The sequence below is a fragment of the Xanthomonas axonopodis genome, assembly GCF_001304695.1.
GTDB lineage: Bacteria > Pseudomonadota > Gammaproteobacteria > Xanthomonadales > Xanthomonadaceae > Xanthomonas > Xanthomonas axonopodis.
Genome location: NZ_JFAQ01000055.1, coordinates 1 through 11,777 on the forward strand (window position 1 = coordinate 1; position 11,777 = coordinate 11,777).

The window sequence follows — 11,777 nt, forward strand, 5'->3', positions numbered from 1 at the left end:
GACGCCAGCAGGTCATGCCGCTGCCATCGCCAAGTTCCAAAGGCAGGTCTTCCCACGCAATGCCCGTGCGCAGCACATAGACGATGCCGTTGAGGGCCTGCTGATCACTGACACGAGGTCGTCCACCTTTGGGGGAAGGCTTGACCTGCGGAATCAGTGGCTCGATGCGCTTCCACAGCGCAATAGGGATCTCGTTGCGACGTGTCATGCCGGCAATGTTGCCGCCGAATCAACAGAATTCAAGGGTTTTGTTAGCCGCTCTTAGTCGGCATGGCACTCGTCTGAAATCGGAACAACTTCCAGATCCGCCGGGGCAGCGCCGGTCTTGACGTCGATAACGGTGAGCAGACAACGTTGGTCATCGTAGAGCTGGCTGGCGACATAGTGCTCGCCAGGCGCGGGCGTGAATGCCATCAGATTGGTGTAATTGTTTGTGGTCAGGCTCCGACGACGCGAGTCGAGCGTTTGCACCATGTTTGCGCGTAAAAACAGCTATTTGTCGGGGACAACCGAATACTTCTCGCGAGATTGATTGTTGCTCAACTTCCCCAGTACGCCGGTGACGGGAGGCGTCAGTGCGCCCAGAAATCCACCATGGCCACCCTTTGCGCAGCTGGCATCGTCGAAGACATCGAAGTATTGGACCGGCTCGATGGGGATCGGGGCGTGCCTAGTGGGCTTGGCAAGCGTCAGGGTGGCGAACGGCTCGCCGGGTTTTGGCGCGACATAGCGCTTGGGGAAAAGAAAGCTGCAGCCGGCAAGCACGATCGCGACGGCGACAACGATGCGCAGGATGAAATGAAACATGCGTCAGGTCCGACATGGCGTATGTTGGTCTGTGCCGCGTCCATGCCTGCGACGACGCTGCGGCGACATTACGCCAGCCTCTCGATAACGGCCGCGCGCCCCTGCGCGTGAGTCACGTGGTCGACACCTTTGCGAGGCCAAGGTCGGCGCGTGACGCATCGGGTACGCGTGCCCCACTGCACTGGCGGTTCCGGCAGGCACACGCGCTAGCCGACCTCGTACAACTCCAGCGGCAGCTCGTCCGGATCTGCGAAAAAGGTAAAGCGGCGGCCGGTGTATTCGTCGATGCGGATGTCTTCGGTCGCCACGCCGTGTGCGTTGAGATGCGCAACCGCGGCATCCAGGTCGTCGACGCGAAAGGCCAGGTGACGCAAGCCGCGCGCTTCGGGGCGGCTGGGTCGCAGTGGTGCGTTGGGGAACGAGAACAGCTCGATCTGCCTCCCGTCGGGCAGCGCCAGATCCAGCTTCCACGAGTCGCGCGCCTGTCGGTAATGCTCATCGAGCACACGCAGGCCCAGGATCTGGCAATAGAACCGTTTGGAGACCGCATAGTTGCCGGCGACGATTGCCACCTGGTGAATTCCGGCGAGCATCATGCGGCGCTCCAGCGCAGTGTTTTCGGCGCGGTCACTCTCGAGCTGTTCGACCATGCGCTACATGCGCCGCGCGTAGGCGTACTGGCAATAGAACATGCCGCAAGCTCGGCGTCGCTTGCGCGGGCCGCGCCGTTTGGATTGGGCCAGCGCGTGTGCAGGTCCGCGGTGGCGAGGCGGCGCGCGGACGTGTGCAGAGCCGTAAGGCGATGATGGGGCATGGGGAAGGGCGAGCAGGAACCGATCAGCAGCATAACCGCGCGCCCGTGAGCGGCTGGCGCTGCGTCACAGCTCGGCGGTGCGCGGCTGTGCCCGTCTGCGTGCACGTGGCAGGATGGAGCCCTCCGACCATGCGCCCCCATGCCCGAGCCGTCGTCCGCCACCGCACCGCAGTTCCAGCGCAGCATGCAGGTGCGCCATCTGGTGATGCTGTCGCTGGGCGGCGTGATCGGTACCGGCCTGTTCTTCAACACCGGGTACATCATTGCCAGCACCGGCGCGCTGGGCACGGTACTGGCGTATCTGATCGGCGCACTGGTGGTGTACCTGGTGATGCAATGCCTGGGCGAGCTGGCGGTGGCGATGCCGGAAACGGGTGCATTTCATGTGTATGCCGCGCGTTACCTCGGCCCGGCGACCGGCTACGTGGTGGCGTGGTTGTACTGGTTGACCTGGGCGGTGGCATTGGGCTCGAGCCTGACTGCCGCAGCGTTCTGCATGCAGTACTGGTTTCCGCACAGTCCGGCGTGGCCGTGGTGCCTGCTGTTCTGCGCGCTGATCTTCGGCCTGAATACAGTTTCGGCGCGCTGGTTTGCCGAAGGCGAGTTCTGGTTTTCGTTGATCAAGGTGATCACCATCGTGGTGTTCATCGTGCTTGGCGGTGCGGCGGTGATCGGTGTGTTGCCGTTGGCCGATGGTTCGCCCGCACCGGGGCTGCGCCATCTGCGCGCCGAGGGCTGGTTTGCGCACTGCACGCTGCCGATCTTGATGACGATGGTGGCGGTGAATTTCGCATTTTCCGGCACCGAGTTGATCGGCGTGGCGGCCGGCGAAACCGCCCAGCCTGCACGCGCGATTCCGCTGGCAATCCGCACCACGCTGGTGCGGCTGGTGGTGCTGTTCGTCGGCACGGTGCTGGTGCTGGCGGCGCTGCTTCCCGCCAAGCAAGCGGCCGTGGAAACCAGCCCGTTCGTGCGCGCATTCGAGCTGTTGGGCATTCCATATGCAGCCGACATCTTGAATGCGGTGATCCTCACCGCGATCCTGTCGGCGGCCAATTCCGGTCTGTATGCGGCCGCGCGCATGCTGTGCTCGTTGGCCAATGAAGGCACGTTGCCCAGAGGTCTGGCGCGCTTGACCGGCCGCGGCATTCCGTTGCGTGCCGTGTCGCTGAGCATGCTGGGCGGCTTGCTGGCGCTGCTTGCCGGCATATATGCGGCCGACACCGTGTTCGTTGCGATCTCGGCGGTCTCGGGGTTTGCGGTGGTGGTGGTGTGGCTGAGCATCTGCGCTGCGCATTACCGTTTCCGTCGCCAACTGCTGCGCGATGGCGCTGCGCCAGAGGCGCTGGCGTATCGCGCGCCGTGGTTTCCATGGACACCGATCCTGGGTTTTTCGCTGTGTCTGCTGGCCTGCATTGGGCTGGCATTCGATCCGCAGCAGCGCATCGCGTTGTGGTGCGGGATCCCGTTCGTCGCGTTGTGCTATGGCGCCTGTGCACTCACCCAATGGCTTGCGGCCCGGAGACTGCACGCATGACGATTCTTCCACGCCAGCCACGCGCCAATGCGCCTTTCAGCCAGGCCCTGCAGCACGACAGGTATGTGGTGCTGGATGGCGCGTTGGCCACCGAGCTGGAACAGCGCGGCTGCGATCTCAACGATGCGCTGTGGTCGGCGCGCGTGTTGATGGAGCAGCCGGAGCTGATCTATCAGGTGCATCGCGACTACTTCGCTGCCGGTGCGCAATGCGCGATCACCGCCAGTTATCAGGCCACGCCGCTGGGATTTGCCGCACGCGGACTGGATACGGCGCAATCGCAGGCGTTGATCGCCCGCAGCGTGGCGCTGGCGTTGCAGGCGCGTGCCGATCATCTGACGCTGCACCCGCACGCCGCACCTCTGTGGGTGGCGGGCTCGGTGGGGCCGTATGGCGCCTACCTGGCCGATGGCTCGGAATATCGTGGCGACTACGTCCTGCCGATCGAGCAACTGATGGACTTCCATCGTCCGCGCATCGCGGCGCTGGCTGAGGCTGGCGTGGATCTGCTGGCCTGCGAGACGCTGCCATCGGCCTGCGAAATCGTGGCGCTGCGACAGCTGCTGCAACACGAATTTCCGCAGCTGCATGCCTGGTTTTCCTTCACCTTGCGCGATGCGGCGCATCTGAGCGACGGCACGCTGCTGGCGCAGGTGGTGCCGGCGCTGGATGCCTGCGCGCAGGTGATCGCGGTGGGCATCAATTGCATTGCACTGGATCAGGCGAGCGCTGCATTGCACAGCCTGTCGGCGCTGACTGCGCTGCCGCTGGTGGTGTACCCCAACTCGGGCGAGCACTACGACCCCAGCGACAAGCGCTGGCATGCCGGTCACGGGGCTGCGCTCACGTTGGCCGACCAGCATGCGCACTGGCTGGAGGCTGGCGCGCGCTTGATCGGTGGCTGCTGCCGCACCGCACCGCGCGATATCGCCGCACTGGCGGCGGCGCGCGCGGTGGACTGACCCGACTTACGAATGCGCGCTCATCAAGCGTATCACACGCGGCCTGCGTCCTTGGGCCTGTCACCCGCAGCATGCATGGAGCGAGGCAATGTCGGCCCGTGCCAAGCACTACAAACCGCAACCTGCGCCAAGCCCAAGGCCAACCCGCAGTGACGGGTCAACGGCGTCCAACCACCGCAACCGCGCGCGTCACCCCTTCTGCGTAGCGATCCAGCGCTGGATCTTGTCCTGCAAGATATCCAGCGGCACTGACCCGTCCTTGAGCACTTCGGTGTGGAAGGCGCGGACATCGAAGCGTGGGCCCAGCTCGCGCTGCGCCTGCTCACGCAATTGCGCAATCTTCATCTCGCCCACCTTGTACGCCAGTGCCTGGCCGGGAATGGCCATGTAGCGGTCCACCTCGGCTTCGGCATCGGCGCGGCTCATGGCGGAGTTGTCCACCATGTAGTCGATGGCCTGGCTCCGCGTCCAGCCCTTGCTGTGCAGGCCGGTATCGGTGACCAGGCGAATCGAGCGCCACAACGCGTTCTGCAGATAGCCGTAGTAGTCGTACGGGTCGTCATATAGCCCCAGCTCGCGGCCAAGCGATTCGGCATACAGGCCCCAGCCTTCGATATAGGCCGTCTCGCCGCCCAGGCGGCGGAACTTGGGCAGGTCGGTCAACTGCTGCTGCAAGCCCAACTGGTAGTGGTGGCCGGGCACCGCCTCGTGCAGGTACAGGCTCTCGGCCTCCCAGGTCTTGCGCGACGGCAGGTCCGAGGTGTTGACGTAGAAGATGCCCGGCGTGCTGCCGTTGCCGCTGGGGCGCATGTACGAGCCGCTGGCGGCCGATTGCGCACGCTGCGGTTCCACCGCGCGTACTTCCAGCGCCGGCATGCCCTGGACGTTGAACAGCCGCGGCACCGCCAGCTGCACGCGGCCCTGCAGGCTGCGGTACGTGCCCAGCAACTCGGTGTCGCTGCGGAAGCTGAAGCGCCGGTCGGTCTGCATGAACTTGTAGAACTTGGGCAGGTTGCCGCGGAATTTGACCTGTTTTGCCAATGTCTGGATTTCGGTCTGCAGGCGAGCGACCTCATCCAGGCCGATCTGATGCACCTGTTCCGGGGTCAGGTCCGTGGTAGTGCTCTGGCGCACGTCATAGGCATACCACGCCGCGCCGTTCGGCAGGGCGGCGAGGCCATCGCTGTCGCGGCAGGCGGGCAGGTATTCGGTCGCGATGAAGCCGCGCAACGCGCGGTAGGCCGGCATGATGCGCACTTCGATCATGCGCTTGTACTCGGCAGTGATGCGCTGCTTGTCGGCCTCGGGCATGTTGGCGGGCAGGTTGCGCACCGGCCCCCAGAACAGGCTGTCTTCGGCATTGCGCGCGATGATCGCGTCCAGCTGCGGCAGCACCTTCTGCATCAGTACCTTGGGCTGCACCACGCCGGCCTGCATGCCGGCACGCATGTTGGCGATGGCCTGCTCGAACAGGTCAGGAATGCCGAGCGCACGCCGCGACCAGTTGTCGTAATCCTTGACCGTCTTGAACGGCTGCGCGCCGGTGCCCGAGCCCAGCACCACCGCAATGCTGGCGATGTTGTAGAACTGGTTGATCGGCAGCATCCAGCTGGGGAACTGCTCGGCGGCCAGCGCGCTGCGCGCATCGCGCACGAAGATCTGGTAACTGAGCAGGTCCTGCCCGCTCAACCCGTCAGGCCCCAACGCCTCGGCCTTGCCCAGCCACAGCACGGTGAAATCGTGGGACTGCTGGCGGAACGCCGGCGACAGGAAGTTCGGCAACTGGTCGTTGTAGCGGCTCTCGCCCTGAAAGGTGGCCTGCAGCGGGTTGAGCTTGAGCGAGGCATCCCAGTACTGGTCGTACAGCAGGTTGAGCTGCTGCGCCTTGGTCAGCACCACTGGCGCGGCAACCGCGCGTGGCCTGACCGTGGCGGCCTTGCTGCCCTTGCCCCTGGTGCTTTTTGCTGCCGGCTTGGCGGTCTTCTTGCCTTTGCTCGCCTTCGCGCGCGTTTGCGTGGTCTGTGCCTTGGCGGGCTTCTTCTTGGCCGCATCGGCCGGCGCCGCCAGCGACAGGCTCACGAGGGCGGCCATGGCCAGGGACAGGAGGCGGGAAAAGCTGAGGGGCATTACCGGCTCCGGAAACAAGCGAGCGGGGAGCTTGCCCGATCCGCACGACTACGGCCACCCATGGGGGGCATACCGCCTATCGGCAATTCATGCAGCGCACGGGCACGATGCTGCGCTCGGGTGATGTGGTGCGTTGCGACATGGCCAGCAGGGCTGCGTGCACGCCACAGTGTATGGCGCCGCGATCAGGACCACTGTCAACCAGGTGCTGCCACCGCAACCCATTGCGGCGAGATGACCCTGGCTGGGAGAGACGCCCCGGCTCAGTCGGCAGCGGCTTCTTCGCACAGCTGCTCGGCACGCTCGGCGCCCAGGTACGCAGTGATGCAGTGGCGTGCCAGATACAGCAGCGGGATCAGCAACACCGCAAAGCCCATCTTGTAGATGTAGTTGAGCGTGCTTACCGCCAGGAACTGGTCGATCGACCAATGCTGCGGGCCAAGCACGAAGGCGATATAGATCACCACGAAGCTGTCCACCACCTGCGAGATCGCTGTGGAGCCGGTGGCGCGCAGCCACACGTGTTTTTCGCCAGTGACGCGGCGAATGCGGTGAAACACCGAGACATCGATCAACTGGCTGAACAGGAATGCCACCAGCGAGCCGCCGATGGTCCACAGCCCTTGCCCGAACACTGCCGCAAATGCCGCCTGGTAATCGGGCACTCCCTGGCTCTGCGCCGCCGTGACCCACCAGCCAGCCGGCGCCAGCGCGATGGCCGCGAATGCGAACACGAAGCCGTAGCCGATCAGCACCACCGCCACCCACGAGATGAAACGCACCCCGCGGCTGCCGAAGAACTCGTTGATGGTGTCGGTCATGATGAACACGATCGGCCACAGCAAGGTGCCGGCGGTGAAGCTGAGCGAGCCGCGCTGGCCGAACAGATTCCAGTTCAACGGCGCAATGCCGAGTGTGTCTTCCAGTGCGAAGATCTTGACGCCAATGAACTCGGCCAGCGCCGCGTTGACGCAGAAGAAGGCCGCAAGTGCAATGAACAGGCGTACCGCACGATCGTCGAGGGTGCGCACATGGGTCATGGTGTTAGCGATCCGCATTCCGGGTGAAGGGAACCGATTCGGGCGCCACGGCGCCACCGGAAATGATGAAGCTCATCGCCTGATCCACGCTCCAGTCGGTGGGCGTGAGCAGCTCCACCGGCACGATTTCCAGGTAGCCGGAGGTGGGGTTGGGCGTGGTGGGCACGTAGACTGCGGCCAGCTCGCGGCCGGTGCCCTGTTCCTTGATCACGCGGGTGACCAGGCCCACGGATTTCATGTCGCGATGTGGGAAATCGATAAGCACCACGCGCTGGGTGCTGCCGGGCTGGGTCTGCAAGATGTCCAGCAGCTTGCGCGCGCTGTCGTAGACCACGCTGGCCAGCGGAATGCGCCGCATGATGGCCTCGAACCAGCGCAGCAGGCGCTGGCCGATCACGCGCCGGCTCAGGATCCCGACGAACAGGATGACTGCCACCGTCGCAATCAGGGCGATGGTGTTCTGCACCCACAGCGCCTTGAACCAGCCCAGATAATCGGGGAACGAGGCAGCGATGCGTTCGGACAACAGCACCACCCACGGGCTGCTGATGCCCGAAAGCAGCGAGAAAACGAACTTCACCACCACCCAGGTCAACCAGACAGGCAGCAAGGTGAGCAACCCGGTCAGAAAGACCCGTTGCAGGGAAGGGCGGACGTGGGGAGTGGGGGATTCGGACATCCGTCTAGTGTAGGCATTCGGCCACGCTCGGTGGGGCTGGGGCCGGGGTTTGGCCGCAGGCATTCGCGATTGGCAAAAGTGTTTCGCGTGCCGCGAGCCGCCGCAATCCCATGATTCCGGTACTCACATCGACATAGACTTGGCTGCACCCCTCGCCCAGCCGCAACGGGCAACCGGTGCAGCCTTCAGTCGTTGGGAAACATGGCGCGCAGGGCGGATGAGGGGGCGGCGTCTGCCAGTGCCCGGATTCTTTCAACGACTTACTGGCACCATCGCCCATCGCCCATCGCCAGCGCGCGGTGTCGTTGCCCAGTGTTGCGCAGGTCGCCAAACACGCGGCTGCCGATGGTCTGCAGCCGGAAAGAACGCAATGCGTCTGTGCCCGTCGCAGTCCTGCGCCGATGGCACTAAGATGCGCAGCTCCCAGGGATGGATCTTTCGCACGTGTTCGCCAAATTTCTCAAAGCCGCCTTGCTCGGTGTCTGCATCCTGATCGCAGCAGTGCTGGCGCTGTATACGGTCTCCAGGCATTGGCCGATTCCCGAATCGCAGCGTCAGGCGTTGGCGCAGCTGCGCCAGCCGCTGCCGCCGTTGCGCGGGAGCAACATGTTCGGGGCGCTGTGGTCGCTGTCGTACGCGATTCCGGAGGCGCAGCGCGAGGCAGTGCTGGCTCAAGACGTTGCGCGATTCAATCGGCTGCCGGAGGATGCGGCATTTCAAAGTGCCGCTGCAGGCTATCGCCGCTTGCCAGGTTGGCCGTCCGGCGCGCCTGCGCTGTGCATGGCTAGCGCTGGCGGATGCTTGCAGCACGTGCGCGAACAACCGCAGGCCTATGCCGCTGCGCTGGCCGCACAGGCACCGATGCTGGCGCGGATGCGCGCGTTGGCGCAACACGCCGACTACCGCAGCCCGTTCCGTCCACGTATCGATACGCCGTTGCCCGAACTGCCGCGCATGCCCTTGTCGATGACGGCCAGCGCCTTGGACTTTGTCCAGGGGCGCACCACCCAGGCCTTGTCCGATGTCTGCACCGATGTGCAGGTTGCCCGTGTCCTGATGCGCAGTAGCGACAATCTGGCGATCACGATGATCGGCGCGGCGATGCTGCGCGGCAATGCCCACCTGTTTGCCGACATGCTGGCCGAATTGCCGGCGCAGCATCCCTTGCCCGCGCAATGCGCCGCTGCCTTTGCGCCGCTGCCAGTGGATGAGATCGCGCTGTGTCACGCGTTGCACGGTGAATCGCGGACGGTGTTTTCGATGCTGCAGGAGGATGCGTCGACGCAAGGCGGCCAATCGTCCTGGCAAGACCGGTTCCCGTTACGGTTGCTGGACTCCCAACGCACCCAGGCCTTGCTGGCGCCCACCTTTACCTGGGCCTGCAGCGCGCCGGTGCGGACCTTGCTGGCACAGGATCAGCCGGTTCCGCAAACGCTGATCCCGTTGCCCCAGACCGCATCGGTGGCCTGCATCGCCAATGCAACCGGGTGTTTGCTGGCAAGCGTGTCGCATCCGGACTACGTCAATTATCAGCACAAGATGCAGGACACCGCCGCTGCATTGCGCGCGCTGTCGGCACTGCAGTGGTTGCGCGACCATCCTGCGCAGACAACGCCGCTGACGCAGCGGATCGCCGCGCTACCGCCTGCGTTGCGTGGACAGGTGCGCCCGCTAGGCGCCGGAAACGACGGCAAGAGCCTGACGCTTCGGCAATACGCACGACCGGAGGGCGTGGCAGGCAATGATCGCTGGCCGTTGCCAGGCAGTGCGATCGCGGCCACCCAGGCAGCCTCATCGGCTCGATAAACAAGACGCCTTCTGCGCTGCCAGGCACAGGTCAGGGCTGGTGCATGCGGTCTGCGCATGCATGCGCAATGCTTGTATCCGCAGCGGCTGCCTGCCGCCACCGACGGACAGCCGTCAAAGGGGGCGAGCAGTGCGTCGCTGTTTCCCGCTGCCTGGCGCATGCGGCCTTGTTCGCTGGCATCGGCATGCCCGCACGCCAAAAAACAACATGCCGCGTCCTTGCGGGACGCGGCATGTGATGACGCCACTGCATGTTGGGAATGCATCACGCACCCAACCGCTGTGTTCAGAAGCGGAAGTTCAACCAGCCCATCACGAAGGTCGAATCGCCGTAGCCGGCCTTCTCCAACGCCGGCCCGGCCATCAGATGTTCGGCACGGAAGGTCACCGACCAGTTCGGGTCGATGTTCCAGGTGGCGTTGATGCGCGGCATGGTGCCGATGCGGCGCTCGCCGGTGTTCTGGGTGCGTGCGTAGGCGCGTGCCTGGTTGTTGTAGATCGCATCGCTGGTGGTCTGGCGCCACAGCGTTTCCCACTCCAGATTCACGGTGAGCTTGGAGGTCGGCGAGAACGTCAACGTCGGTGCGGTAGTGACCAGGTTCACCGGTCCGAAGAACGTGGCCCAGCTGAAGTAGATCGTGTTGCCGTACAAGAAGTTGTTGTTGCGCAGCGTGCCGGTGCCGGACGTGCCGCCGCCCCCGGAGGCGATTTCGCTATGGAAGCCCAGGCGCGGCTTCCAGCCGGTTTCGCTCAACGACCAAGCATTGGAGGTGCTGGCCATGTAGGCGCGCAGGTCGCGTCCGCCGAAGCTGCCGCGCTGCACGGTCACGAACGAATCGGTGCGCAGCTTGCCCACATTGCCCCACAGGCGCAGGCCGTAGTAATTGCGGTTTTCTTCCGCGGTCTGGCGGCCCCACAGCTGGTTGTCGTTGCGGAACTGATAGAAGAACGGCTCCAGGTACATCGGCTTGGCGGTCGCCAGGCGGTAGCCACCGACCACGCCGCGGAAGTGCCGCGAGCGGTCGATGCGATCATCGCCGAGGCCTTCGGTGCCATCGATGTTGAAATTGAAATCGAACAGGTCAACGCGCGTCCTGTCGCCGATTGCCCAAGCGCGTGCGCCGTTGAAGGTCACGAAGATATCGGTGTTGTCGCGCAGCGCCATCAGCGTGGTCGGGCCATCGACGAACACCTGGCGGCCGACGCGCAGGCCGGTGTCGGCGCTGCCGATACGGCCTTTCACGTCGAAGAACACCTGCTGCAGGATCGCGTTGTTTTCCTGGGTGCCGGTCTTGGTGCCTTCGTTGCGCCCGTGCAGGCTGCCATGCGCCAATTCCGTGTACAGACGGAAGTGCTCGCCCACATGGAAATCCGCACCGAAGAAGGCGCGCAGCAAATACTGCTGCTGCGAATGGCTGCCGGGAATCAGGCCCGGATTGGTGATGATATTGCTGCGCACACGCAACTCGTTGCTGAGCGACACATACACATCGCCGTCGTCGTTGAGCGGGATGTACTTGAGCGGATCGAACGGACTCTTGCGCTTGGACGGGTCCTTCAGATACGACCAGTCTTCGGCCCAGCGCACCTGCCACATGTTGCCGCCTTGTTTGGCACCCCAACCCTGCGCTTCGAGCGGATAGCCCTTGGCGGTTGCCGGTGCGGCGGTGACCGGCGCCTTCGCCGGCTCGGCAACGGCCGGCTCGGCATTGGTCGGCGCCGGCTGCACCTGCGCCAGGCCAAAGCCCGGCAGCGCCAACCCGATCGCAAGGCACAGGCGCCGTGTGACACCAAACGAAGTATCGGCCATGGCCGGCTGCGCCAAGCGTGTCGTTTGCATCGTATTCCCCGTCGAAAGTGAAAACCCTAGGCGAAAGGTATCGGCAGGGGGACACCGACTGTAGTAAAGCCGTGCCAGAAAGGCAGTAACCCAAAGGTTCTAAGCTCATGAATGCACTGGGTTTGCGCAGGCGGGCGCTAGTGGGGCGGGGATTGGGGATTGGGC

General features: G+C 64.5%; 9 protein-coding genes and 1 pseudogene. 3 read left to right on the top strand and 7 right to left on the bottom strand.

Annotated features, from left to right (window positions below):
- The 3 genes and pseudogenes from XAXN_RS05820 to gloA2 form a co-directional block, all read right to left on the bottom strand.
- Nucleotides 1-208: transposase (locus tag XAXN_RS05820; protein WP_134984842.1), on the bottom strand; the 208-nt coding region annotated here is incomplete at its 3' end.
- 53 nt (nucleotides 209-261) lie between these two features.
- A pseudogene (locus XAXN_RS05825) lies at nucleotides 262-807 on the bottom strand (hypothetical protein).
- A gap of 206 nt (nucleotides 808-1,013) precedes the next feature.
- Nucleotides 1,014-1,403: an SMU1112c/YaeR family gloxylase I-like metalloprotein gene (gloA2, locus tag XAXN_RS05830; protein WP_054318862.1), complete on the bottom strand. Its 390-nt coding sequence runs from the start codon at nucleotides 1,401-1,403 to the stop codon at nucleotides 1,014-1,016.
- Between the two features lie 357 nt (nucleotides 1,404-1,760).
- Between gloA2 and mmuP the strand changes: the two genes are divergently transcribed.
- Nucleotides 1,761-3,158 carry an S-methylmethionine permease gene (gene mmuP / locus XAXN_RS05835; RefSeq protein ID WP_054318855.1) on the top strand — a complete coding sequence of 466 codons (1,398 nt, stop codon included), beginning with the start codon at nucleotides 1,761-1,763 and terminating at the stop codon, nucleotides 3,156-3,158.
- The gene (gene mmuM, locus XAXN_RS05840) at nucleotides 3,155-4,120 is read left to right on the top strand and encodes a homocysteine S-methyltransferase (protein ID WP_054318856.1); all 966 of its coding nucleotides are present in this window, start codon (nucleotides 3,155-3,157) and stop codon (nucleotides 4,118-4,120) included. The genes mmuP and mmuM overlap by 4 nt, the downstream gene beginning before the upstream one ends.
- A gap of 189 nt (nucleotides 4,121-4,309) precedes the next feature.
- Here mmuM and XAXN_RS05845 read toward each other — a convergent pair whose 3' ends face one another.
- The 3 genes from XAXN_RS05845 to XAXN_RS05855 form a co-directional block, all read right to left on the bottom strand.
- A complete protein-coding gene (locus XAXN_RS05845; RefSeq protein ID WP_054318857.1) occupies nucleotides 4,310-6,247 on the bottom strand; it encodes a DUF885 domain-containing protein in 1,938 nt (645 codons plus the stop codon).
- Nucleotides 6,248-6,510: 263 nt separating this feature from the next.
- A complete protein-coding gene (locus XAXN_RS05850; protein ID WP_054318858.1) occupies nucleotides 6,511-7,287 on the bottom strand; it encodes a queuosine precursor transporter in 777 nt (258 codons plus the stop codon).
- Nucleotides 7,288-7,291: 4 nt separating this feature from the next.
- Nucleotides 7,292-7,966, bottom strand: a complete 675-nt coding sequence (locus XAXN_RS05855; protein WP_054318859.1) for a DUF502 domain-containing protein — start codon at nucleotides 7,964-7,966, stop codon at nucleotides 7,292-7,294.
- A gap of 429 nt (nucleotides 7,967-8,395) precedes the next feature.
- On the opposite strand from XAXN_RS05855, the gene XAXN_RS05860 reads away from it, so the two are divergent.
- Nucleotides 8,396-9,772, top strand: coding sequence for a hypothetical protein (locus tag XAXN_RS05860; RefSeq protein WP_054318860.1), 1,377 nt, complete (start codon nucleotides 8,396-8,398; stop codon nucleotides 9,770-9,772).
- A 286-nt stretch (nucleotides 9,773-10,058) separates the two neighbouring features.
- Here the strand turns inward: XAXN_RS05860 and XAXN_RS05865 are convergent, their stop codons facing one another.
- Nucleotides 10,059-11,612, bottom strand: coding sequence for an alginate export family protein (locus XAXN_RS05865; RefSeq protein WP_054318861.1), 1,554 nt, complete (start codon nucleotides 11,610-11,612; stop codon nucleotides 10,059-10,061).
- Between the last annotated feature and the right edge of the window lie 165 nt (nucleotides 11,613-11,777).

What these genes read in the sequence shown, in the direction of transcription:
- gloA2 (WP_054318862.1), bottom strand. Translation starts at nt 1,403, where the DNA reads ATGATGCTCGCCGGAATTCACCAGGTGGCAATCGTCGCCGGCAACTAT.
- mmuP (WP_054318855.1), top strand. Translation starts at nt 1,761, where the DNA reads ATGCCCGAGCCGTCGTCCGCCACCGCACCGCAGTTCCAGCGCAGCATG.
- mmuM (WP_054318856.1), top strand. Translation starts at nt 3,155, where the DNA reads ATGACGATTCTTCCACGCCAGCCACGCGCCAATGCGCCTTTCAGCCAG.
- XAXN_RS05845 (WP_054318857.1), bottom strand. Translation starts at nt 6,247, where the DNA reads ATGCCCCTCAGCTTTTCCCGCCTCCTGTCCCTGGCCATGGCCGCCCTC.
- XAXN_RS05850 (WP_054318858.1), bottom strand. Translation starts at nt 7,287, where the DNA reads ATGACCCATGTGCGCACCCTCGACGATCGTGCGGTACGCCTGTTCATT.
- XAXN_RS05855 (WP_054318859.1), bottom strand. Translation starts at nt 7,966, where the DNA reads ATGTCCGAATCCCCCACTCCCCACGTCCGCCCTTCCCTGCAACGGGTC.
- XAXN_RS05860 (WP_054318860.1), top strand. Translation starts at nt 8,396, where the DNA reads ATGGATCTTTCGCACGTGTTCGCCAAATTTCTCAAAGCCGCCTTGCTC.
- XAXN_RS05865 (WP_054318861.1), bottom strand. Translation starts at nt 11,612, where the DNA reads ATGCAAACGACACGCTTGGCGCAGCCGGCCATGGCCGATACTTCGTTT.